The organism is Pseudomonas sp. KH_024_B2 (genome assembly GCF_057839965.1).
Map to the genome: position 1 here is coordinate 4,662,900 of NZ_CM174502.1, position 23,534 is coordinate 4,686,433.

Annotated in this window: 18 protein-coding genes; 12 read left to right on the forward strand and 6 right to left on the reverse strand. The window is 58.5% G+C overall.

The window, feature by feature from the left end; all coding sequences use genetic code 11:
- The first annotated feature begins 151 nt into the window (after positions 1-151).
- The 6 genes from AC3I0A_RS21800 to aauR all read left to right on the forward strand — a co-directional run bounded on the left by AC3I0A_RS21800 (position 152) and on the right by aauR (position 6,828).
- Positions 152-1,066: a glutamate/aspartate ABC transporter substrate-binding protein gene (locus AC3I0A_RS21800; protein ID WP_489374561.1), complete on the forward strand. Its 915-nt coding sequence runs from the start codon at positions 152-154 to the stop codon at positions 1,064-1,066.
- A 212-nt stretch (positions 1,067-1,278) separates the two neighbouring features.
- Positions 1,279-2,025 (forward strand): amino acid ABC transporter permease, encoded by a 747-nt coding sequence (locus AC3I0A_RS21805; RefSeq protein ID WP_489374563.1) that lies wholly within the window; start codon positions 1,279-1,281, stop codon positions 2,023-2,025.
- A complete protein-coding gene (locus AC3I0A_RS21810; RefSeq protein ID WP_489374565.1) occupies positions 2,025-2,696 on the forward strand; it encodes an amino acid ABC transporter permease in 672 nt (223 codons plus the stop codon). Before AC3I0A_RS21805 ends, AC3I0A_RS21810 begins: the two co-directional genes overlap by 1 nt.
- Positions 2,693-3,427, forward strand: coding sequence for an amino acid ABC transporter ATP-binding protein (locus AC3I0A_RS21815; RefSeq protein WP_489374567.1), 735 nt, complete (start codon positions 2,693-2,695; stop codon positions 3,425-3,427). The genes AC3I0A_RS21810 and AC3I0A_RS21815 overlap by 4 nt, the downstream gene beginning before the upstream one ends.
- 177 nt (positions 3,428-3,604) lie before the next feature.
- Complete coding sequence (aauS, locus tag AC3I0A_RS21820; protein WP_489374569.1) at positions 3,605-5,506, forward strand: two-component sensor histidine kinase AauS; 1,902 nt, start codon at positions 3,605-3,607, stop codon at positions 5,504-5,506.
- 44 nt (positions 5,507-5,550) lie between these two features.
- Complete coding sequence (aauR, locus tag AC3I0A_RS21825) at positions 5,551-6,828, forward strand: two-component response regulator AauR (RefSeq protein WP_489378574.1); 1,278 nt, start codon at positions 5,551-5,553, stop codon at positions 6,826-6,828.
- A 260-nt stretch (positions 6,829-7,088) separates the two neighbouring features.
- On the opposite strand, the gene AC3I0A_RS21830 is transcribed toward aauR, so the two are convergent.
- A complete protein-coding gene (locus AC3I0A_RS21830) occupies positions 7,089-8,108 on the reverse strand; it encodes an alpha/beta fold hydrolase (protein WP_489374571.1) in 1,020 nt (339 codons plus the stop codon).
- A 460-nt stretch (positions 8,109-8,568) separates the two neighbouring features.
- Between AC3I0A_RS21830 and AC3I0A_RS21835 the strand changes: the two genes are divergently transcribed.
- From AC3I0A_RS21835 to AC3I0A_RS21845, 3 genes are all read left to right on the forward strand, one after another.
- Positions 8,569-9,519, forward strand: a complete 951-nt coding sequence (locus AC3I0A_RS21835) for a phosphotransferase enzyme family protein (protein ID WP_489374573.1) — start codon at positions 8,569-8,571, stop codon at positions 9,517-9,519.
- A gap of 187 nt (positions 9,520-9,706) precedes the next feature.
- Positions 9,707-9,916: a DUF6124 family protein gene (locus tag AC3I0A_RS21840; RefSeq protein WP_489374575.1), complete on the forward strand. Its 210-nt coding sequence runs from the start codon at positions 9,707-9,709 to the stop codon at positions 9,914-9,916.
- 107 nt (positions 9,917-10,023) lie between these two features.
- The gene (locus tag AC3I0A_RS21845; protein WP_489374297.1) at positions 10,024-11,049 is read left to right on the forward strand and encodes an IS110 family RNA-guided transposase; all 1,026 of its coding nucleotides are present in this window, start codon (positions 10,024-10,026) and stop codon (positions 11,047-11,049) included.
- A 366-nt stretch (positions 11,050-11,415) separates the two neighbouring features.
- On the opposite strand, the gene metE is transcribed toward AC3I0A_RS21845, so the two are convergent.
- On the reverse strand, positions 11,416-13,728 hold the full coding sequence (metE, locus tag AC3I0A_RS21850; protein WP_489374577.1) for a 5-methyltetrahydropteroyltriglutamate--homocysteine S-methyltransferase: 2,313 nt from the start codon (positions 13,726-13,728) through the stop codon (positions 11,416-11,418).
- Between the two features lie 106 nt (positions 13,729-13,834).
- Between metE and metR the strand changes: the two genes are divergently transcribed.
- The gene (gene metR, locus AC3I0A_RS21855) at positions 13,835-14,752 is read left to right on the forward strand and encodes a transcriptional regulator MetR (protein WP_489378575.1); all 918 of its coding nucleotides are present in this window, start codon (positions 13,835-13,837) and stop codon (positions 14,750-14,752) included.
- 151 nt (positions 14,753-14,903) lie between these two features.
- Here the strand turns inward: metR and AC3I0A_RS21860 are convergent, their stop codons facing one another.
- The 4 genes from AC3I0A_RS21860 to nosR all read right to left on the reverse strand — a co-directional run bounded on the left by AC3I0A_RS21860 (position 14,904) and on the right by nosR (position 19,053).
- Entirely contained in the window at positions 14,904-15,542 is a 639-nt protein-coding gene (locus tag AC3I0A_RS21860; RefSeq protein ID WP_489374579.1) for a LysE family translocator, read from the reverse strand.
- Between the two features lie 25 nt (positions 15,543-15,567).
- Positions 15,568-15,996, reverse strand: a complete 429-nt coding sequence (locus tag AC3I0A_RS21865) for an NUDIX hydrolase (RefSeq protein ID WP_489374581.1) — start codon at positions 15,994-15,996, stop codon at positions 15,568-15,570.
- Between the two features lie 271 nt (positions 15,997-16,267).
- A protein-coding gene (locus AC3I0A_RS21870; RefSeq protein ID WP_489372800.1) for an IS3 family transposase occupies positions 16,268-17,448 on the reverse strand; the annotation gives its coding sequence in 2 pieces (ribosomal slippage) (positions 16,268-17,184 and positions 17,184-17,448; 1,182 coding nt in all).
- A gap of 249 nt (positions 17,449-17,697) precedes the next feature.
- Complete coding sequence (gene nosR / locus AC3I0A_RS21875; RefSeq protein WP_489374583.1) at positions 17,698-19,053, reverse strand: response regulator c-di-GMP phosphodiesterase, NosR family; 1,356 nt, start codon at positions 19,051-19,053, stop codon at positions 17,698-17,700.
- Between the two features lie 261 nt (positions 19,054-19,314).
- On the opposite strand from nosR, the gene AC3I0A_RS21880 reads away from it, so the two are divergent.
- Positions 19,315-21,621: a GGDEF/EAL domain-containing response regulator gene (locus AC3I0A_RS21880; protein WP_489374585.1), complete on the forward strand. Its 2,307-nt coding sequence runs from the start codon at positions 19,315-19,317 to the stop codon at positions 21,619-21,621.
- Positions 21,618-23,492: a GGDEF/EAL domain-containing response regulator gene (locus tag AC3I0A_RS21885; RefSeq protein WP_489374587.1), complete on the forward strand. Its 1,875-nt coding sequence runs from the start codon at positions 21,618-21,620 to the stop codon at positions 23,490-23,492. Before AC3I0A_RS21880 ends, AC3I0A_RS21885 begins: the two co-directional genes overlap by 4 nt.
- Positions 23,493-23,534: the final 42 nt, after the last annotated feature.

The window sequence follows — 23,534 nt, forward strand, 5'->3', positions numbered from 1 at the left end:
TCAATAACTTGACCTAGATCGCCTGGCCTGGCACGAGTCATGCTCTACACTCTTGGACGAATGCCTGATGTGCCGAAGCCCTCAAGGTATTTGCAATACAGAAAGGCCGATGACCTGGCTCCATAAAAAAAACAATGTCGAGGAAAATTTGATGCGTATCGTTCCCCATCTTCTGGGCGCAGCCATCGCTGTTGCTCTGATCAGCACTCCAGTTTTCGCAGCCGAACTCACCGGCACACTGAAGAAAATCAAAGAGTCCGGCACCATCACCCTCGGACATCGCGACGCTTCCATTCCGTTTTCCTACATCGCGGACGCTTCCGGCAAACCGATGGGCTACTCCCACGATATTCAGCTGAAAATCGTCGAAGCCATCAAGAAAGACCTGAACATGCCGGAGCTCAAGGTCAACTACAATCTGGTCACCTCGCAAACCCGTATCCCGCTGGTGCAAAACGGCACCGTGGACGTCGAGTGCGGCTCCACCACCAACAACGTCGAGCGTCAGCAGCAAGTTGCCTTCTCCGTCGGCATCTTCGAAATCGGTACCAAGCTGCTGGTGAAAAAAGACTCGCCGTATAAAGACTTCCCCGACCTCAAAGGCAAGAACGTCGTGACCACCGCCGGCACCACGTCCGAGCGTATTCTCAAGTCGATGAACGCCGACAAGCAGATGGGCATGAACGTGATCTCGGCCAAGGACCATGGCGAATCCTTCCAGATGCTGGAAAGCGGCCGTGCGGTTGCCTTCATGATGGACGATGCACTGCTCGCCGGTGAAATGGCCAAGGCCAAGAAGCCGACCGACTGGGTCGTGACCGGTACTCCACAGTCCTTTGAAGTCTACGGCTGCATGGTCCGCAAGGGCGACGAGCCGTTCAAGAAAGCTGTCGACGACGCCATCGTCGCGACCTACAAGTCCGGCGAAATCAACAAGATCTACGAAAAGTGGTTCATGCAGCCAATTCCGCCGAAGAATCTGAACCTGATGTTCCCGATGAGCGAAGAGCTCAAGACCCTGATCGCCAATCCGACCGACAAAGCGGCTGACGAAAAGAAATCCTGATTTCTGACTAACCTTATCTCCTGAGGGGGCCACTGCCCTTTCAGGGGATTGTCACTCCCTGCTGGCATTTTCTGGAAACACTCGAACCGGTGATTGTCGAGCCGCTCGTGTGTGTCTGACCGTAGTGACCACACAGGCCACTTTGGTCGGGCGGGAATGGATCTTCCCCTGGCGGGCACTTGTACATCGATCGAATCCGAGGGGAGACCCTAATGAATTACAACTGGGACTGGGGCGTGTTCTTCAAGTCCACCGGCGTGGGCAGCGAGACCTATCTCGACTGGTTCTTCACCGGTTTGGGCTGGACCATCGCCATCGCCATCGTGGCCTGGATCATCGCCCTGCTGCTGGGCTCGATTCTGGGCGTCATGCGCACCGTACCGAATCGCATCGTGTCGGGCATCGCGACCTGCTACGTGGAACTCTTTCGTAACGTGCCGCTGCTGGTTCAGCTGTTCATCTGGTACTTCCTGATACCGGATCTGCTGCCGCAAAACCTGCAGGACTGGTACAAGCAGGACCTGAACCCGACTACCTCGGCCTACCTGAGCGTCGTCGTCTGCCTGGGTCTGTTCACCGCCGCACGGGTTTGCGAACAAGTGCGTACCGGCATCCAGGCACTGCCGGTTGGCCAGGAAGCAGCCGCCCGTGCCATGGGTTTCAAGCTGCCACAGGTCTACTCGAATGTGCTGCTGCCCCAGGCTTACCGGATCATCATTCCGCCGCTCACCTCGGAGTTTCTCAACGTCTTCAAGAACTCCTCCGTGGCCTCGCTGATCGGCCTGATGGAGCTGCTCGCGCAGACCAAACAGACCGCCGAGTTCTCCGCCAACCTGTTCGAAGCCTTCACCCTGGCAACGCTGATCTACTTCACACTCAACATGGGCCTGATGCTGCTGATGCGCATGGTCGAGAAGAAAGTCGCGGTGCCCGGCCTGATTTCCCTGGGGGGTAAATAATGGACTTCGATTTCAGTGGAATCGTCCAGGCCACACCGGGCCTGTGGAACGGCATGGTGATGACCCTCAAGCTGATGGCCCTGGGCGTCACCGGCGGGATCATCCTCGGCACGATCCTGGCGCTGATGCGCCTGTCCCACAACAAACTGCTGTCGAACATTGCCGGCGCCTACGTTAACTACTTCCGCTCGATCCCGCTGCTGCTGGTCATCACCTGGTTTTACCTGGCGGTGCCGTTCGTACTGCGCTGGATCACCGGCGAAGACACCCCGATCGGCGCGTTCGCCTCGTGCATCGTGGCTTTCATGATGTTCGAAGCGGCGTACTTCTGCGAAATCGTCCGGGCTGGCGTGCAGTCGATCCCCAAGGGCCAGATGGCTGCTGCCCAAGCCGTGGGCATGACGTATGGCCAGATGATGCGGCTGATCATCCTGCCGCAAGCGTTCCGCAAGATGACCCCGCTGCTGCTGCAACAGAGCATCATCCTGTTTCAGGACACCTCGCTGGTCTACGCGGTCGGGCTGGTGGATTTCCTCAATGCTTCACGCGCCAGTGGCGACATCATCGGTCGCTCCAATGAGTTCCTGGTCTTCGCAGGTCTGGTGTATTTTATAATCAGCTTTGCCGCCTCGCAGCTGGTCAAGCGTCTGCAAAAAAGGTTTGCCGTATGATCTCTATCAAGAATGTCAACAAGTGGTATGGCGACTTCCAGGTACTGACTGATTGCAGCACCGAGGTCAAAAAAGGCGAAGTGATTGTGGTGTGCGGGCCGTCCGGCTCCGGAAAATCCACCCTGATCAAATGCGTCAACGCCCTGGAACCGTTCCAGAAAGGCGACGTTGTGGTCGATGGCACCTCCATCGCCGACCCGAAAACCGATCTGCCAAAACTGCGTTCGCGGGTCGGCATGGTGTTTCAGCATTTCGAGCTGTTTCCGCACCTGAGCATCATGGAAAACCTGACCATCGCACAGATCAAGGTGCTGGGTCGGAGCCAGGAAGAAGCCAACAAGAAAGCCCTGCAACTGCTTGAACGCGTAGGCCTCTCCGCCCACGCCAAAAAGCACCCGGGCCAACTCTCCGGCGGTCAGCAGCAACGTGTGGCGATTGCCCGCGCGCTGGCGATGGACCCGATCGTCATGCTGTTCGACGAACCGACCTCGGCGCTGGACCCGGAAATGGTCAACGAAGTACTCGACGTGATGGTGCAACTGGCCCACGAAGGCATGACCATGATGTGCGTGACCCACGAAATGGGCTTCGCCCGTAAAGTGGCGGATCGGGTGATCTTCATGGACCAGGGCAAGATCATCGAAGACTGCAAGAAAGAAGAGTTCTTCGGTGACATCAACGCCCGCTCCGACCGTGCCCAGCACTTCCTCGAGAAGATTCTGCAGCACTGACAACCGGCACCGCTCCCCAACCTGTGGGAGCGGGCTTTTGTGGGAGCGGGCTTGCCCGCGAAAGCGATCTTCGCCCAGATGACGTCTTCGCGGGCAAGCCCGCTCCCACAGGTTATGAGTACATCCCGAAAGTATTTCCAGGAGGAAATGCGATCTGGTTGACCCAAGGCATCTGTGATGAAATGCGACCCCACCCTCTATCGCGCCGCGCCGCCATCACTCGCCGTGAAACCCCGCCTGATTCGCCATCTGTTCCTGCCGCCACTGGTCATCGCACTGATGATCGGTCTGGGTTATGTCGGCTTCTGGGTCAGTGAGCACTACGGGATCCGCACCCTCAGCGAGAACGGCGAGCGTCAGTTGGAACTGCACGCCCGCGCCGTCGAAAGCGAGATCAGCAAATACACCTACCTGCCCAGTCTGCTGGAGCTCGAATCCAGTGTCTCCAGACTGTTGGCCGACCCGTCCGCGGAAAACCGGCAGACGGTCAATGATTACCTCGAAGGCCTGAACCGGCGCAGCCGCAGTCGGGCCATTTACGTGATGGACACCACCGGCCGGGTAATGGCCACCAGTAACTGGCGCGATGTCGACAGTTACCTGGGTGAAGACCTGTCCTTCCGCGCCTATTTCCAGAACGCCGTGCGCGGTCAGCCAGGGCGCTTTTACGGGATTGGCAGCACCAGCGGCGAGCCCGGCTACTACCTGGCCCATGGCCTGGAAGAGCAAGGCAAGATCATCGGCGTCGCAGTGGTCAAAGTGCGCCTCGAAGCCATGGAGGAACGCTGGCAGCGGGCACGGCTGGAAGCCTTCGTCAGTGACGAGAATGGCATCATCATCCTCTCCAGCGACCCGGCGCGACGGCTCAAGGCAGTCCGCCCGCTCAGTGATGAAACCAGGGAACGACTGGCGCGCAGCCTGCAATATTACTGGTTCCCGCTCAACGAACTGCAACCGCTGGCCCGCGAACGCCTGGCCGAAGGCGTAGAGAAGCTGACCTTCCCGGCCAACACCGAACTGGTGTCGGATGAACAGGCAATCAGTTACCTGTCGCAGACCCGCCCGCTGAGCGACACGCCGTGGAACTTCACCCTGCTGACGCCCCTGCAAGACCTGCGCCGCGAAGCCATCAATCAAGGCATTCTGGTGGCCGTGGCGTTTGCCCTGGTCGCGTTTTTGCTGATTGCCTGGAACGAGCGGCGCAAGGTCATCGCCACCCGCCTCGCCGCCCGTGAAGCCCTGCAAGAGGCCAACAATCAGCTGGAACGCAAAATCGCCGAACGCACCGCCGACCTGCGCGCCAGCAACGAACGCCTCAAGGGCCAGATCCGCGAGCGACGGCAAGCCGAAGAAACCTTGCGCCGCGCCCAGGATGAACTGGTGCAGGCCGGCAAGCTGGCGGCCATCGGTCAGATGTCCACCAGCATCGCCCACGAATTGAACCAGCCGCTGGCGGCACTGCGCACCCTGTCCGGCAATACCGTGCGCTTCCTCGAACGCGGCGCGCTGGATACTGCCAGTGCCAACCTCAAGACCATCAACGAGCTGATCGATCGCATGGGCCGCATCACCGCGAGCTTGCGTTCCTTCGCCCGTCGCGGTGATGACCAGGGCCAGGCCAGCCTCGGCAAAGCCGTCGACGCCGCCCTGCAGTTGCTCGGCAGCCGTCTGGAAAGCAGCGAGCTGCAACTGCACCGCGACTTCAGCGACGTGCAGGTGCAAATCGATCAGACGCGCCTGGAGCAGATTCTGGTCAATCTGATCGGCAACGCCCTCGACGCTATGCAGGCACAGCCGCTGCCCGAGTTGTGGCTGGAAGGCGAAACCGCCGATGGCAAATACCGCCTGCGGGTGCGCGACAACGGCCATGGCATCGACGCCGAGACGCGCAAGCATTTGTTCGAACCCTTCTTCACCACCAAACCCGGTGAACAGGGACTGGGCCTCGGCCTGACCCTGTCGGCAAGCCTGGCCGCCGCCACCGGCGGCAATCTGGGCGTCGAACACCCGGCCAGCGGTGGTACCGCCTTTATCCTCAGTTTACCGTTGGTAAGCCCCCTTCAAGCCGAGCCAATATGAACAACGACCTTACCGTGCTGATTGTCGAAGACGATCCCCATGTCCTGCTCGGCTGCCAACAGGCCCTGACTCTGGAAGATATTCCTTGCATTGGTGTCGGCAGCGCCGAGGAAGCCCTGGCGCAAGTCGGCGACAATTTCCCCGGGATCGTCGTTAGCGATATCCGCCTGCCGGGCATCGATGGCCTGGAATTGCTGACCCGCCTCAAGGCCCGCGATCGCAGCCTGCCGGTGGTGCTGATTACCGGTCACGGCGATATTTCCATGGCGGTCGGGGCCATGCAAAAAGGCGCGTATGACTTCATGGAGAAACCCTTCTCACCCGAGCGTTTGGTGGACGTGGCCCGGCGTGCGCTGGAGCAACGCAGCCTGGCCCTTGAGGTCTGGTCGCTGCGGCGGCAACTGGCCGAACGCGACTCCCTGGAAGGCCGGATCATCGGTCGTTCGCCGGCCATGCAGAACCTGCGCGAGTTGATCGCCAACGTCGCCGACACTTCGGCCAACGTGTTGATCGAAGGCGAGACCGGCACCGGCAAGGAACTGGTCGCGCGCTGTCTGCACGATTTCAGCCGTCGCCAGTCCCAGCAGTTTGTCGCACTGAACTGCGGTGGTCTGCCGGAGAACCTGTTCGAAAGCGAAATCTTCGGTCATGAAGCCAACGCCTTCACCGGTGCCGGCAAGCGACGGATCGGTAAAATCGAACACGCCCACAATGGCACGCTGTTTCTCGATGAAGTGGAAAGCATGCCGCTGAACCTGCAGATCAAGTTGTTGCGGGTCTTGCAGGAAAGAACACTGGAACGCCTTGGCTCGAACCAGAGCGTCGCCGTCGACTGCCGGGTGATTGCCGCGACCAAATCCGATCTGGATGAACTGAGCAAGGCCAACCAATTCCGCAGCGACCTGTATTACCGCTTGAACGTGGTGACCCTGGAACTGCCACCGCTGCGCGAGCGCCGTGAAGACATCCTGCAATTGTTCGAGCACTTCCTGCAGCAGTCGTCGCTGCGCTTTGACCGTACCGCGCCGGACCTGGACAACCAGACCCTGTCGAACCTGATGAGCCATGACTGGCCAGGTAATGTGCGCGAGTTGCGCAACGTCGCCGAACGTTTCGCCCTTGGCCTGCCGGCCTTCAAAAAGTCCGGCAGCATCGCCAGCCAGGGCTTGGGTTTTGCCGAGGCGGTCGAGGCCTTCGAGCGTAATCTGCTCAACGACGCCTTGCAGCGCAGCGGCGGCAACCTGACCCAGGCCAGCCTGGAACTGGGGATGGCCAAGACCACGCTGTTCGACAAGGTCAAAAAGTACGGCTTGAGCCATTAACCGTCACTGGCCGTGGCAGCCGTGGCGTGGTTGATGGCGGTGACGGTGACGGTGACGGTGTTGGTCAGCGTTTGGGTTCGACTGCACGGCTGACCTGGCCACCGCAATCCCCTGTGGCGAGGGAGCTTGCTCCCGCTCGGCTGCGGAGCAGTCGTAAAACCTGAGAGCGCGGTGTGCCTGACACAACGGCTTGGCAGGTTTTAGGGCCGCTGCGCGCCCCAGCGGGAGCAAGCTCCCTCGCCACAAAGTGCCCGCCAGGGTTACAACATATTCGGCCCTGCCACCGGATCAATCTGCGCCCAATGCGAAGTATCTTCGCGATGGCTCTGCAGATACGGCAGCACCGCTCCCAGCAATGGCGCCTTGAACGCCTCCTGAAAACGATGGGCCAATCCCGGAATCAGTGTCAACTGGCTGCCCCGGATATGCGCCGCCAGATGCACGCCATGCATCACTGGCAGCAACGGGTCGGCGGTGCCATGCACCACTAACGTCGGCACCCGCAACTCGTCGAGCAACGTCACCCGGCTCGGTTCTGCGAGGATTGCCATGATCTGGCGCTTCACGCCCTCGGGATTGAACGCCCGGTCGTAAGAGACTGCCGCCTGATGCAAGAGCGCCTGACGATCATCCATCACCTGTGGGCTACCCAATGCCGCCAGCAAATCCGCCTGTTGCTCGAGTGCTACCTCACGGTTCGGTGCACTGCGTCGTGAGAGCAACTGCACCAACGCCGCGTTTGGCGCCGGCAAGCCTTCGGCGCCGGAGCTGGTCATGATCAGGGTCAGGCTTTCCACTCGTTGCGGCGCCATGGCCGCCATATGCTGGGCAATCATCCCGCCCATGCTCGCGCCTAATACATGGAACTGCTGCACCTGCAGGGCATCCATCAGGCCCAGTGCATCGTCGGCCATATCGGTCAGCGTGTACGGCGCCGCCACCGATAAACCGAGCTTGTAGCGCAACACCTCAAAGGTCAGATTGGCGTTGGCGGGCGCCTGGCGCCAGGTGGAAAGCCCGACATCGCGGTTGTCGTAACGAATCACCCGAAAACCCTGCTGACACAGCGCGGCCACCACCTCGTCCGGCCAATGAATCAACTGCCCGCCCAAGCCCATCACCAGCAGCAAGGCCGGGTCCGAGGCACGGCCAATGCTCTGATAGGCCAGGCTGACCTGATTCAGCTCGACCCGTTGGGTCGGCACATTCACATCGCAACGTGACGCCGCGAAAGATGGCAGGCCGAACACCAGCGCGACCAGAAAAAGTAATACCCGCATGAAAAACACCGAAACGCAGAAACCCAGTAGAGCGCGAGTCTGATGAAGTTTGATCAAGCGCGCTGCCACAGTTGTGTGACAGTTTGATGAAGATCGCCGAGTGGTCACTATTTTGCCAAACAGACCGGGACCGCGCGCCACCAGGAGGACCGCGTTCTCGTTCATCGCGAGCAAGCTCGCACATTCGATTTCTGCCAACCAAACTTTTTGTGGCTGGAACCAATTAAGTGTGGGAGCGAGCCTGCTCGCGATGGTGGCCTCATGACCAATACAAATCCTACTGTTGCCCCAAAACAAAACCCACCCCAACATTGGAAGCAACACCAAGTAGGACCCATCATCAAGCACCGTAAGAAAATTCGGAAGTATTCAGAAAGTGGTCGTGATGACATACACCTTCTAAAAGCCCCCACCTATATTCAACCAAACATTTTCAGCGGTGCTCTCTGGAGGCAGACCAATGAGTTGCACGCAGGAATTGACCCGAGCGTTATTGAAAGCGTATGACCTACAGGCATCTGAATTTGAGCTGATTTATGACGGCATCAACAAGATCATTAAATTTCGCGCCAACAACAAAAAACTGACTCTAAAGCTTTTCAACCAAAATAACCGAACCCACTATCAAATTTCGTATGAGCGTAAAATAGTACACCACATCATAGACAATAAAATAGCGTGCACTGTTCCCATAGACACCATCAAAAATCAAGGCGAACAAATTTATAGATACGAAGGCCAACACTACTTTGGAATCGTTACCATCGAGGATACAGGACGCACTTTCACTCCAACAGAAAACCTCGAATCACAAATCTCTATGTTCGGTGAATCCCTTTACAAGCTACACACATGCAAACTCCCAAACCTACCAAATCCGCATCTGCATTTGATTAACGAAAACCAACTAATGGGTCGCTTAAGAAAAGATATCGACACTTCTTACTCAAAGAAAATCAGAAATTTAATAGTCACCCTCTTCAACCATATACGCGCCCTTCCATCTACACCTAGCAACAATCGGAGAATATGCCATGGAGATGCCTGGCCCGGCAATGCTCTTTACCATAAAAATTCATGTACCCTTTTAGATTTTGAACACACCTGCATTTCAACTCCAGCATTCGACATTTCCACTTTCCTTTGGTGGGCAACAGACCTACAAGACAATACAAACACTATCAATGCATGGAATTACTTCAAGCAAGGATACGGAGAAACCCTAGAAAACCTACTTAACGAAGACCTCCCCAGGCTTGTTAAATTAAACGAACTTCGCAGCTTAGTATTTATCGCCAATCATATATTTATCAACGAAGAGCTTCTTGGGCATTTAAAAACAAGAACACAATGGTTCATAGACGCCTTCCCATCTGATCTGAATGACTTCAAGATGCTAATTCGAGAGTGACTGGCCAAAGGACCTGCACAACCCTCCCCTGAAATACCCAGCGTTTCCCCCTACCAGGCACTCGACTCCAGCAAGCTTCACGAAGCTGCACAACATGCCCTCGATCACTATCTGACGCCGCCAACCAACCATCACGACCATCCGCAACAGATCGTCTGTCGCTCCGAACATCAACACCCTGACACTGTTGGTCAATGCCTATGAAACCTTCTCATCGGCGAGCATCCTGGCCCTTGACCTTTCCGATGACATCGAGGGCAAGCACCGCAACCTGGCGTTGGCAAGGCGCTTGATCGAGAGTATTCGGTCAAGCTGTAGTGTGAGGTTTGTCAGTTGGATATTTGTTGTATTGAAGACCATCGCGGGCAGGCCCGCTCCCACAGGGGTTTTGTGTTGAACACACCATCGTGGCTCGACGCAGATCTAATAATGAAATGGCTACCCCCGCCGCCCCTTGCGATCGCCCACTAAGCTTTCGCAGGGGGCTCATCGGAGACCGTTGCCATGAACAAAGTAGCTATTGCCGCCATCGACCTGGGAAAACACACCTTTCATCTGCATGCGCAAGATGATCGTGGTCATGAGCTTTACCGCAAAAAGTTTAACCGAGTGGCGCTCATTCAACACCTGGCGAACCTCGAACCCTGCACCATCGTGATGGAAGCCTGTGGCGGAGCCCACTTCATGGCGCAGGAGGTGGCAAAGCTGGGACATACGCCCAAGCTCATTGCCCCTCATCTCGTGCGTCCTTACGTGAAAAGCAACAAGAACGACTTCGCTGATGCCGAGGCAATCTGCGAGGCGGCGACTCGTCCAACGATGCGCTTTGTGCACCCCAAAACCCCAGCTCAGCAGGCGCTGGCCATGCTCAACTCGACACGCGATTCGTTCATCGAAGACCGCACCGCTACCGTCAACCGGATTCACGCCGCCCTTCTGGAGGTGGGCGTCAGCCTGGCCCCAGGCTTCAAATCCATCAAAGAGCTTCCGGCGCTGCTGGAGGCGAGTTCACTTTCTGAACGCTTCAAAAAAATTCTGATGAAGCTGCATAAGCACTTCAACTATCTGGATGAGCAGGTCAAGGAACAGGACAAGGACGTGGAGTGCCAGGCCGCTGAAGATGATCTGGCGACTCGTTTGATGACCATGCCCTGTGTCGGTCCGATCACCTCCACCGTCCTGGCTGCCGAGTTGGGCGATGGCAAACAGTTCAAATGCGGTCGAGGCTATTCGGCCTCGATCGGGCTGGTGCCCAAACAGCATTCCACCGGCGACAAGACCGTACTGTTGGGCATCAGCAAGCGCGGTGATCGGAACCAGCGGCGCCTGCTGATCCAGTGCGCCCGTGTTTACTTGATACAGCTGGACCGACAGAAAGGCCGGCTGGCGGACTGGGTCCGGCAGCTATTGGCCCGCCATCACTCCAACCATGTGGTCTGCGCGCTGGCCAACAAGCTGGCGAGGATCGCCTGGGCGATTGCGGCCCACCACACTGAATTCGATGCAGGGCCAACCGCGATGAACGCCTGACCCTGCTGTCACCCGAGCACCACCCACCTGGTTTTGCGATGCTGGATAACAGATGACGTGAACGGCAAACCGGCCTGACGACAACCCTGAGCTCCCACACGGCTGAAAGGCCGTTCTAGTAATTAGGATCGTCGGGCATCGATTCTCATCGAGGCGCGGGGCCACAGCCCCACTCAGACGCCGGATAGATGAAAGCAAGCCAAACACCCATCAAAAACAGTATTGCAGAAAAGGGGGTAACCATAGATGTGGGAACGAGCTTGCTCGCGATAGCGGCCTCATGGCCAACACAGGTCCTTCTATTGCCCCCCAAACAAAACCCGCCCCCCTCTCTCGAAGGTGGCGGGTTTGTTGTTTCGGACTGCTTTACGCCAACTGACTCCGCAACTGCCGCGCCGCCGCCACCATATTCACCAGCGCCGCTTCAGTCTCCGGCCAGGCGCGGGTTTTCAGGCCGCAGTCGGGGTTGACCCATAGCCGTTCGGCCGGGATGCGTTTGACCGCCTTGCTCATCAACTTGACCATCTCGGCAGTGGCCGGCACCCGTGGCGAGTGGATGTCGTAGACGCCCGGGCCGATATCGTTCGGGTAATCGAACGCTTCAAACGCCTCCAGCAGTTCCATGTCCGAGCGCGAAGTCTCGATGGTGATCACGTCGGCATCCATCGCTGCGATGGATTTGATCACGTCATTGAACTCGCTGTAGCACATGTGCGTGTGGATCTGGGTTTCGTCACGCACCCCGGACGCGGTCAGGCGGAAGGCTTCCACTGCCCAATCCAGGTATTCCTGCCATTGCGCACGGCGCAGCGGCAAGCCTTCGCGGAAGGCGGCTTCGTCGATCTGGACGATTTTGATCCCGGCTTTTTCCAGGTCGACCACTTCGTCACGCAATGCCAGCGCGAGTTGTTGTGCCTGGACTTTGCGCGAGACATCTTCGCGCGGGAAGGACCACATCAGCATGGTCACCGGGCCGGTCAGCATGCCTTTCATGACCTTGTCGGTCAGGCTCTGGGCGTACTGAATCCAGTCCACGGTCATGGCGTTCGGGCGGCTCAGGTCGCCGAAGATGATCGCCGGTTTCACGCAGCGCGAACCGTAGCTCTGGACCCAGCCGAAACGGGTGAACAGGTAGCCGTCAAGTTGCTCGGCGAAGTACTCGACCATGTCGTTGCGCTCGGCTTCACCGTGGACCAGCACGTCCAGCCCCAGGCGCTCCTGGATTTGCACGGCGTGGCGGATCTCGCTGTGCATGGCATCGGTATAGTCGTTGGCCGACAGCTTGCCCTGCTTGAAGGCCTGACGCGCCAAGCGAATCGACGCGGTCTGCGGGAACGAACCGATGGTGGTGGTCGGAAACGCCGGCAGTTGCAGGCGAGCCCGTTGCACTTCGATGCGCTGGGCGAACGGTGATTGACGCTGGCTGTCGGCGGCGCTGATGGCGGCGATGCGCGCTTGAACCTCGGCTTTGTGAATGCGCGGCGACCGGGCACGACTGGCCTGTACGGCGCGGCTCTCGGCCAGCGCGGCTTGCACCGCCGGGGCGTGCGGATCGTTCAAGGCATCACGCAGCACGGCGATTTCGCCACACTTCTGCACGGCAAAGGCCAGCCAGCTTTTCAGCTCGGTATCGAGTTTGTCTTCGCGGTTCAGATCCGCCGGACTGTGCAGCAGCGAGCAGGAACCGGCGACCCAGAGATTGTCGCCGAAGCGCTCTTGCGCATTTTTCAGTTGTTCCAGCGCCTGTTCCAGTTCACAGCGCCAGACGTTGCGGCCATTGACCAAGCCCACCGAGAGAATCTTGTAGGTCGGCAGGCGGTCCAGCACCTGGCCGAGTTGATCCGGCGCACGCACTGCATCGATGTGCAAGCCTTGCACCGGCAGACTCACGGCCAGCCCGAGGTTGTCTTCCAGGCCACCGAAGTAGGTCGCCACGAGTTTCTTCAGCGGCGAATATTGCAGGATGTGGTAGGCGCGTTCGAAGGCGTTCTTCCACTCCTGTGGCAGGTCCAGAGTAAGGATCGGCTCGTCGATCTGCACCCATTCCACGCCTTGGGCCGCGAGACGACCGAGGATTTCGCCGTAGACCGGCAGCAAGCGCTCCAGCAACTCGAGTTTGTCGAAGTCGGCACCTTTGGCCTTGCCTAGCCACAGGTAGGTCAGCGGACCGATGATGACCGGCTTGACCTTGTGACCCAGCGCCAGCGCCTCGTCGACTTCCTCGAACAGCTGCTCCCAGCTCAGCTTGAACTGTTGGTCAGCGCTGAATTCCGGGACCAGGTAGTGGTAGTTGGTGTCGAACCACTTGGTCAATTCCTGAGCGTATTGCGCCTTGGCGTGCTCGCCACCGCAACAGGCAGCGCTGGCGCCGCGGGCCATGGCGAACAGCGTGTCGAGGGTCGGCAGGCCACGGGCATCCTTGACGCTGTCGAAACGTTCGGGGATCACACCGAAGGTCAGCGAGTGGCTCAGCACCTGGTCGTACCAGGCGAAGTCGCCGACTGGCAGCAGGTCGATGCCGGCGTCTTTCTGCAGTTGCCAGTGTCTGGCGCGCAGTTCACGGCCAACGGCTTGCAACGCGCTTTGTTCGAGGTCGCCCTTCCAATAGGATTCGAGGGCTTTTTTCAGTTCGCGGTCAGCGCCGATGCGCGGGAAACCAAGATTGTGGGCCAGGGCCATTACGGCATTCCTCCATAAAAGATGGCTCTATTGTCGACACTCCAGGCAACATGAGACAAACTCAACCTTTTCGTATTGATCACAAGTTTTCCTCATGGAGGCCGCAGTGCTGGAAATCCGTCACCTGAAGACCCTGCACGCTTTGCGCGAAGCAGACAGCCTGGTTGAAGCCGCCGAGCGCTTGCACCTGACTCAGTCCGCGCTGTCCCATCAGTTCAAGGAGCTGGAAGAGCGCATGGGCATGCCACTGTTCGTGCGCAAGACCAAGCCGGTGCGTTTCACCAGCGCCGGGCTGCGCCTGCTGCAACTGGCCGATGCCACGTTGCCGCTGCTGCGCGGCGCTGAACGGGATATCGCCCGGCTGGCCGGTGGCACCGCCGGGCGTTTGCACATGGCCATCGAATGCCACAGCTGCTTCCAGTGGCTGATGCCGACCATCGACCAGTTCCGCGATGCCTGGCCGGAAGTGGAACTGGACCTGGCCTCGGGGTTCGCCTTCGCGCCCCTGCCCGCCCTGGCCCGTGGCGATCTGGACTTGGTGGTGACTTCTGATCCGTTGGAGCTGGCGGGCATTACGTATGTGCCGCTATTCACCTACGAAGCGATGCTCGCGGTAGCCAATCAGCATCGGTTGGCGAGCAAGCCGTACATCGTGCCGGAAGATTTGCTCAGTGAAACCCTGATCACTTACCCGGTGGAACGGGACCGGCTGGACATCTTCACCCGCTTCCTGGAGCCGGCCGATATCGAACCGGCGCAGGTCCGCACCTCGGAGCTGACGGTGATGATGATGCAGCTGGTGGCCAGCGGCCGTGGCGTGTGCGGCATGCCCCACTGGGCGCTGCATGAATACAGCTCACGGGGTTACGTGAAGGCCAAGCGATTGGGCGAGAAAGGTTTGTTTGCGACGCTGTATGCCGGGATTCGCGCCGACATGCTGGATGCGCCGTACATGCGCGACTTCCTGCTGACGGCCAAAGACACCTCGTTCTCGACCCTGGATGGGGTGAGTGCGGTGCGCTAAAAGCCTGTGCGATCTCCTGTGGGAGCGTGGCTTGCCCGCGATGAACGATAACGCGGTACATCAGGCAAACCGCGGCGTCTGCTTCGCGGGCAAGCCCGGCTCCCACAGGATTTGTGCCGCTCCCGAGATCGTCTTCAAAACAGCGGAGAAATCACGCAGTACGACGTTGTTCGAGCATCAAACGCACCGCGAGCGTAGCCAGCACGAAGCCCATGAAGTAGCGCTGTACCGCCAGCCACAACGGGTTGTGGACGAACCACGCGGCAATCCCGGCGGCGAATAGCGCGATCAGCAGGTTGACCAAAAAGCTCACGCTGATCTGAGTCAGGCCGAGCATGATGCTCTGGGTGAATACCGAACCGTGCTCGGGGCTGATGAACTGCGGAAATACCGACAGGTAGAACACCGCGATTTTCGGGTTCAACGCACTGGTGAGGAAGCCCATCAGGATGAGTTTTCTGGAAGAGTCCGGTGGCAATTGCTGAGCCTCGAACGGTGAGCGCGCCCCAGGTTTGAGCGCCTGCCAGGCCAGCCACAGCAGGTACAGCGCGCCGGCCCATTTCAGCACTTCATAGGCCATCGGCACGGCGAGAAACACCGCGGTCAAACCCGCCGCTGCAGCGAACAGGTGCACGAAGAATCCCGACACCACCCCCAGCAATGAGGTGATACCGGCCTTGCGACCCTGGCAGATCGAACGGGAAATCAGGTAGATCATGTTCGGCCCTGGCGTGAGCACCATCAGCAGTGCGGCAGCGGCGAACAGCAACAAGTCTTGAGTGGGAATCATGGGGCAGTCCTTTGTCCTCTGAAGATCAGATTTGCGATGCTCGATAGAACGGCAAAATCAGGTCCCGTGTCAATGGCGCCAGCACCCGGTCGCCGTCGGTGGCCGGATCGATCCAGAGTACTTCTTCGATCTCCGCCGCCGGGGCTACGTGAGAGGCGATGTTCAGTTGGAAAAGTTCGGCCTCCACCACAAAGCCTGGCTCGTTGGCGGCCGGAGCGCAGAATTTTCCAAGATAGGTTGCAAGAGCCGGATCGATACGCAGGCCAAGTTCCTCTTCCAGCTCACGGGCCAGCGCCGTCACCGGCTGTTCATCAACTTCGATCTTGCCACCCGCTTGCATGAAAGCCTGAGTGCCGCGCTTGCGCACCAGCAGGGTTCGACCGTCCGGGCCGATCAACAGCGCGGCGGCGATACGGATGATGGAAGGGGTTGGCGCAGGAGATAAAAGAGTCATGGGTGAAAATTGGCCTGAGTGCAAAGGCGCAAGGATCACATGAGCTGCTGTTTGTCGGCAATTGAAGAGCCGGGTGTTGTGTTTGTTCGATTACCGAGCCTGCCGTGACATCCACCCCTCACCCTAACCCTCTCCCCAAAGGGGCGAGGGGACTAATAGTGGTGCCCTTTAGAGTCACTGCGACCTGTGAAACCGAGTCGACTCTGGATTCAATGTAGAGGTTTCAGGTCGCAGTAGCTCTACAAAACATCTCGGTCAATCCCTGCGGTGGTCAACTAATTCCAGACACCTCGATAGGTGGTTTCGACGCCATTGTCCGTTCGTAAACGGTCGGTGGTAGATATCCCAGTTTCGAGTGCAGCCGTTTGTTGTTGTAAAACCCAACGATGTACTCCGTGATGTCGCGGATCGCTTCGCCATGGTTGGCGTAATCACGTCGCCAGACCCGCTCCATTTTCAAGCTCAGGAAGAAGCGCTCCATCACCGAGTTATCCCAACAGTTACCTTTACGGCTCATGCTTTGCTGCATGTCATTTCGCGCCAGCAGCGCTCTGTAGCTCGCGCTGGCGTATTGGCTGCCACGGTCTGAGTGAGCGATCAGTCCCGGTGGTGGTTGACGCTGAGCAATGGCCAACTGCATCGCGCTACACACCAGCTCCGCCGGCATGTTCGGGGCCATGGACCAGCCGACAATTTTACGGGAGTACAAGTCCAGCACCACCGCCAGGTATAACCAGCCGCTGCGGGTCCGGATGTAGGTAATGTCAGCCACCCAAGCCTTGTTCGGCGCAGCGGGGTCAAACTGACGATTCAACACATTTTCGGCAATGGGCAGGTCATGATTGCTGTCAGTCGTATGGACGAACTTGCGCTTCCAGGCCGAACGCAGACCGTTGGCACTCATCAAACGGCGGATTTTATAAAGGCCGACCACCATGCCCTTGCCACGCAAAGCATCCCGCAACGGGCGGCTGCCGTAGCAACCACCACTTTCGACAAACGAGGCTTTGAGCTGAACCGTGATCGGGCACACAGATGCCGGCTCAGCAGCGCGTTTGTTGGCCTCATAGAAACCGGATCGACTGACGTTGAGTAACCGACAGACATGCGCAACCGAGTAAGCCTTCTGTTGCAACTGCCTGACCAGCCGATAGGTCATTTCAGTTCGCGGGCAAAGAAGGCGGTAGCCTTTTTTAAGATGTCATTGTCCATCTTAAGCTGGCGGTTTTCCTGCTCCAATTGCCGGATACGTTGTTGCTCAGTCGTCAGTGGTTTGCCGATACCGGTCTCTCCCAGTAGCTCAGCATCGTACTGACGCACCCAACGTCGAACAGCCGTCTCACCTAGATTCAAATCCAGGCAGACCTGTGGAACGGTCAGGCCTTGGTCCTTGATCATCCTAACGACTTGTAGCTTGAAGCTCTCGTCAAAAACTCTGCGTTTGTCGGTCATGAAAAACTCCTCGATAGATGTATTTTCCACCTATCGGGGTGTCTGGGGAAATTAGACCACTGCAGTTTTGTAGAGCTACTGCGACCTGAAACCTCTACATTGAATCCAGAGTCGACTCGGTTTCACAGGTCGCAGTGACTCTAAAGGGCACCACTATTAGTCCCCTCGCCCCTTTGGGGAGAGGGTTAGGGTGAGGGGTGTTTTTAGAGACGCACATCGTTCCCAACCTCGCATCGATTCAAACAGGACCTAACCCGCAGTCTCAAGAATCTCCACTTCCTCCGGCACTTTGACAAAAATGCTGTACTTGCCCCCTTCCATCGCCTCAAAGGCAATTAACTTATCCACCAGCGGCCCGTTCAGCACCTTGCCGGCATTGAGCAGGAGCATGCCGTTGTCGGCATTGAGGTTGCGTGCCAGCACCATTCCAGGCACCAAATCGCGGGTGCTCAGCACTTTGACCGCTGGATCACCCAGGGTGACATCGCTCAAGTAAGCGGCACAGACTTGCACGAAATCCTCCACCAGCTCCGGATCGTAAAGCTTGCCGGCGTACTGGCGGATGAACACCAGCGCTTCATCGCTGTTCATCTGCCGCTCGAGGATCAGCCCGCGCTGCAGTTCGATAAAGTCCACCGCCAGTTTCAACAGCCGCGAACCCAGAGGAATGGCCTCGCCCTTGAGGTGATCGGGAAACCCGCTGCCGTCCCAACGTTCCTGATGGTGAAGGATCAAGCGCGCCGCATCCTTCATCGGGTCCAGGGTCATCAGCAGCGATTCGCTCTGCTTCGGATAGCCCCGATAACACTCACGTTCGGTGTGATGGAGCAAGTCGGAGGGCGTCGTCATCATGCTGTCGCTCCAGCTCAACTTGCCGATGTTGTAGAGCGCTGCGGCCATGGTCAGATCGCGGCTGCTGGCCTCATCCAGCCCATGGGATTTGCAGTAGACGCGCACCAGTTCGATGATCTGCCGGTTGGTCTGCTTGGCTGGCGGCAAACGCAGATTGGCCAACAGCGAGAACACTTCGGTACCCGTGACGTAACTGCGCTTGAGCTCTTCGTAGGCCAGGTCGAGCATGTCTGCCGTTTGCTGCAATTCAGCGGTGCGTGAGGCGACGTGTTTTTCCAGCTGCGCATTGAGCGACTTCAATTGATCGTTCTGTTCCCAGGTCAACTGCACCAGGCGTAACCGTTCGCGCTCGGAATACTGATGGGCCAGGGACTGACGCAAGGTCAACAGCATTTCCTCGTCGTTCCAGGGTTTGCTGATGTAACGATGGATCTGCCCCTCGTTGATCGCTTTGATGATCGTCGTCAGGTCAGCGTAACCGGTCAGCAGAATGCGCATGGTGGAAGGGTGATGCCGGTGAATTTCCGCCAGCAAGGTGGCGCCATCCATCGTGGGCATGCGTGCATCGGTCATCACCAGATCGATTGGCTGCTGCGCCATGATCTGCAGGGCCTGCGCGCCACTACTGGCCAGTATTACGTCGTAGGGCTGGCTGCGCAGTAAACGCCGCAGGCTGTTGAGGATCGACTCTTCATCATCGACCAGCAGCACCTTGGGTCTATAGTCCGAAATCGTCGCAGGTTGCTCATCCATGGCACTACCTCATCTCAACACTGGGACAATTATTGCGTGGTTATCAAGGAAACGTCCGGCATTCCTTGAGCTTGAACTACAGGCTAGACGATTTTGGCTCCATTAGATGGCGATTTGACGTCACTCGTCCGGCGAATCCGGAAGAGTGGAACTATGCTCAGGGTACTCGGATCCAATTTTACACTCGGATAACTATACGATCAGGAAGGGATGCCATATGAACTCGATGCACATGACAGCTGTTTTTCCTGGTGTAGGCCAATGAAGCCGGCCCACGAGCGGGCAAACCGACGCATCCTGATCGTCGATGACACCGCTTCGATTCATCAGGACTTTGCCAAGATCCTCTGCCCGCAATCGCACGATGAGGACGCACTGAGCAGCGCCGAAGAGGCACTGTTCGGCTCCCCGGTGGCGGTTTCCCTGCAGAGTTTTGTACTCGACTCGGCCTTTCAGGGCATCGAAGCGCTGATCAAGGTGGAATCGGCGCTGGCCAAGGATCTGCCCTACGCCATGGCCTTTATCGATATGCGCATGCCGCCGGGCTGGGATGGCCTGGAAACCATCGAGCGGCTCTGGCAGGCCGACCCCAAGCTGCAAGTCGCGCTCTGCACCGCGTATTCCGATTACTCCTGGGAAGACATCGCCGAGCGCCTCGATCTGGGTGACCGGCTGCTGATCCTGAAGAAACCCTTCGATGCCATCGAAATTCGCCAGATGGCCAGTGCGCTGACGGTCAAATGGCAGATGACCGAAGATGCAGAACTGAAAATGAACCTGCTGGAACAGGCAGTCGAGGAGCGCACCCGAGAGCTGTCCGACGCCAATATCATTGTGCAGAACAGCCCGACCATCCTTTATCGCCTGCGCGGTGAGCCGTCGTTCCCGCTGATGTACATTTCCCACAACATCACCAAATTCGGCCACGTCGCGGCCAAACTGGTGGCGTCGGCGAACTGGGCCCAGGAACTGATTCATGTCGATGATCAAGAGAAAGTCGACGCCGCCATGGCCCGGGTACTGGACCGGCACGCGGCGGGCGCCTCCATCGAGTTCCGCCTGCGCACCGGCGAGGGTACCTGGCGCTGGGTCGAGAACCGCTACATCCCGGTGCGTGATAGCGAAGGCCGATTGCTGGAAGTCGAAGGGATCATCATCGACATCACTGAACGCAAGGCGGCCGAGGAGAAGATCTCCCTGCTGGCGCGTACCGACGGGCTGACCGGTCTGGCCAACCGCGCCACCTTGATCGAGCGCCTGCACCAGGCCTTCGCCGCAGCCCGACGCGGCGCCGAGCCCTTTGCGATGTTCTATCTGGATCTGGATCACTTCAAACGGATCAACGACACCCTCGGCCACCCCGTGGGGGATTTGTTGTTGCAGGAAGTCGCCCGGCGTATCAAGGCCTGCGTGCGCGAAAACGATGTGGTGGCGAGGCTGGGCGGCGACGAGTTCGCGATATTGCAGCTGGACATGGGCGACCCGACCCACTCCGCAGCCTTGGCGGCGAAGGTCCGCGATGTGCTGGTCCTGCCCTACTCGCTCGATGGCAACAACGTGCGGGTATCGGTCAGCATCGGCATCAGCACCTACACGTCAGACATCACCAATGCCGATCACATGCTGACCCAGGCCGATATGGCGCTGTACCGCTCCAAGGAAAAGGGCCGCAACCAGTACCACTTCCACTCTGAAGAGATCAATCGGGAGGTGGTCGACCGTGTGACATTGACCAGCGACTTGAAACAGGCCATCGAACAGGGCGAGCTCGAACTGCACTATTTGCCCGAGGTCGATCTGAGCTCGGGAAAGATCCTCGGCATGCAGGCCCAGGTGCGCTGGAACCACCCAGTGCGAGGGCTACTGGAGGCCGATGTGTTCCTCCCCGCCGCAGAAAAAACCGGGACCATCATCCCGCTCGGGCATTGGGTACTGGATCGGGCCTGCCAGCAAATGCGCCAATGGCGCGACCAGGGCATGGAAACACCGCTGATTGCGATCAAGCTTTCCCTGGCCCAGCTCAAGAGCGGCCCGGATTTGATCTATGACGTGCTGCGCACCACCGCCCGCTGGAACCTCTGCCCGTGGGATCTGCGCTTCGACGTCACCGAAGCGACCCTGGCCCAGACCAAATGGACCCATAACGACATACTGCCGCGCTTGCGCGAACTCGGGGTGAAGATCGCCATCGACGATTTCGGCACCGACTACTCGTCGTTCGATTACCTCAAGACCTATCAGGTCAACCATCTGAAGATCGCTCAGGCCTTCATCGACAGTGCGTCCCGGGATCCGGCCAGCGCCACGACGCTGCGCGCGATCATCAATTTCGCCCGCGATGTCGGCATCGGCATCATTGCCGAAGGCGTGGAAACCCAGGAGCAGCGGTCCTCACTGATGTCCACAGGCTCGCCAATGAATGCTCAGGGCTACTTTTTCAGCAAAGCGGTCAGCAGCCTGCAGGCTGCCGAGCTACTGATGGCCGGGAGCATCGTACCGGCGCCGCTTGCCGATACCGCGAGCCCTGTGGGCCAGGCGTTGCCGCGTCCACCGGAGGCCACACGATGAAACCATCCCTGGAGGTTACCAACCGGCGCATCCTGATCATTGACGACACGCCTTCGATCCATCTGGACTTTCGCAAGATCCTCAGTCCCGAACCTGCGGATGAGTCATCTCTAGCCTGTTGCGAAGAGGCACTGTTTGGCGCTGCGCAGCCTGCGCGACCGTCCTTCGACCTCGATTCGGCCTATCAAGGCCAGGAAGCGCTGGCGCTGGTCGAACGCGCCCTGGCCGAGGGCCGGCCTTATGCCATGGCGTTCACCGATATGCGTATGCCGCCTGGCTGGGATGGGCTGGAAACCATCGAGCGGCTATGGAAAGTCGACCCGCATCTGCAAATTGCGCTGTGCACGGCGTATTCCGATTATTCCTGGGAGGCAATGGCCGAACGCCTGGAGTTCGGTGACCAGCTGCTGGTGCTGAAAAAGCCCTTCGACAGCCTGGAAATACGCCAGATGGCCAGTGCGCTGACCTGGAAATGGCAGATGGCTCAGGATGCCACATTAAAAATGATCAGCCTGGAGCGAACCATCGAGGATCGCGTCCATGAGCTGCTCAAAGTCTCCCATCTGCTGCAGTTCGATGTGCTCACCGAACTGCCCAACAGCACGCTGCTCGGTGACCGGCTGACCCAGTCCCTGGCGCTTTCCAGGCGCCATGGCAAGCAACTGGCGGTGATGTTTCTCGGCCTGGACCGCTTCAAACGGATCAATAACGCCCTGGGCCATCCGGTTGGCGATGAAATGCTCAAGCGGGTCGGGCAGAGCCTGGTGGCCACCGTGCGTGCATCCGATTCGGTGTTTCGCTACGGTTCCGACGAGTTCGTGGTGCTCCTCGCCGATATCCAGCACCCTCAGCAAACCAAAGGCATTGCCGAAAAACTCCTGGCCGCGGTGAGCACCCCGCAGCACGTCGCCGCTCATGACCTGACCGTGACCGCAAGCCTGGGCATCAGCATTTTTCCCGACGATGGCTTCGATGCCCTGGTGCTGATCAAGAAAGCCGAAACCGCCATGCGCAACGTCAAGGAGAGCGCGCCAAATGATTACGGCTTCTTCATCGACGACATGAATCTGCGCGCCCGTGAACAACAAAGCATCGAGTCCGGTATCCGTCTCGCCCTGGACCGCAAGGAATTCGTCCTGCATTACCAGCCCAAGCTCGATCTCAAGTCCGGCAAAGTGGTCGGTGCCGAGGCGTTGGTTCGCTGGTTGAAACCGGGGTTTGGCTGGGTCTACCCGTCGGACTTCATCGGCGTTGCCGAAGACAGCGGTCTGATCGTCCCGCTGAGCAAATGGGTATTGGCCGAGGCCTGCCGTCAAACCTGCGCCTGGCAGGCGGCCGGGCTGCCGCCAATCAGTATGTCGGTGAACATTTCCGCGATCGATTTTCGTCAGCGCGGTTTTGTCGATGGCATTGTGCAGATTCTGAAAGAAACCGGTCTCGATCCGGCGTTGCTCGAACTTGAGATCACCGAAAGCGTGCTGATGCAAAACGTCGAGGCCACGGTGACTACGCTGCGGGCCATCAAGGCGCTGGGGGTCCGGCTGGCCATCGATGATTTCGGCACTGGTTACTCCAGTTTGAGTTACCTGCGCCGGTTTCCCATCGATGTGCTGAAAATCGACCAGTCCTTCGTTCGCGGCCTGAGCAACGACAGCAATGACGCAGCACTGGTCAGCGCCATCATCAGTCTGGGGAAAAGCCTCAACCTGAATATCATCGCCGAAGGCGTGGAAACCCTCGAGCAACTGGACTTCCTCAAGGCCAATCACTGCGAGGAGGGTCAGGGTTACTACTTCAGCAAAGCGGTAGAACCTCTGGCTTTTGCTCAATTGCTGAAGACCGTGGGGCTGCAGGCGCCACCGGACGATTAGATCAGCGCTTCGACCCAACGACACTCAGGCACCCGGCCAAGG

Coding starts and splice junctions, on each gene's coding strand:
- AC3I0A_RS21800 (WP_489374561.1), top strand. CDS start 152: ATGCGTATCGTTCCCCATCTTCTGGGCGCAGCCATCGCTGTTGCTCTG.
- AC3I0A_RS21805 (WP_489374563.1), top strand. CDS start 1,279: ATGAATTACAACTGGGACTGGGGCGTGTTCTTCAAGTCCACCGGCGTG.
- AC3I0A_RS21810 (WP_489374565.1), top strand. CDS start 2,025: ATGGACTTCGATTTCAGTGGAATCGTCCAGGCCACACCGGGCCTGTGG.
- AC3I0A_RS21815 (WP_489374567.1), top strand. CDS start 2,693: ATGATCTCTATCAAGAATGTCAACAAGTGGTATGGCGACTTCCAGGTA.
- aauS (WP_489374569.1), top strand. CDS start 3,605: ATGAAATGCGACCCCACCCTCTATCGCGCCGCGCCGCCATCACTCGCC.
- AC3I0A_RS21830 (WP_489374571.1), bottom strand. CDS start 8,108: ATGCGGGTATTACTTTTTCTGGTCGCGCTGGTGTTCGGCCTGCCATCT.
- AC3I0A_RS21835 (WP_489374573.1), top strand. CDS start 8,569: ATGAGTTGCACGCAGGAATTGACCCGAGCGTTATTGAAAGCGTATGAC.
- AC3I0A_RS21845 (WP_489374297.1), top strand. CDS start 10,024: ATGAACAAAGTAGCTATTGCCGCCATCGACCTGGGAAAACACACCTTT.
- metE (WP_489374577.1), bottom strand. CDS start 13,728: ATGGCCCTGGCCCACAATCTTGGTTTCCCGCGCATCGGCGCTGACCGC.
- AC3I0A_RS21860 (WP_489374579.1), bottom strand. CDS start 15,542: ATGATTCCCACTCAAGACTTGTTGCTGTTCGCCGCTGCCGCACTGCTG.
- AC3I0A_RS21865 (WP_489374581.1), bottom strand. CDS start 15,996: ATGACTCTTTTATCTCCTGCGCCAACCCCTTCCATCATCCGTATCGCC.
- nosR (WP_489374583.1), bottom strand. CDS start 19,053: ATGGATGAGCAACCTGCGACGATTTCGGACTATAGACCCAAGGTGCTG.
- AC3I0A_RS21880 (WP_489374585.1), top strand. CDS start 19,315: ATGAAGCCGGCCCACGAGCGGGCAAACCGACGCATCCTGATCGTCGAT.
- AC3I0A_RS21885 (WP_489374587.1), top strand. CDS start 21,618: ATGAAACCATCCCTGGAGGTTACCAACCGGCGCATCCTGATCATTGAC.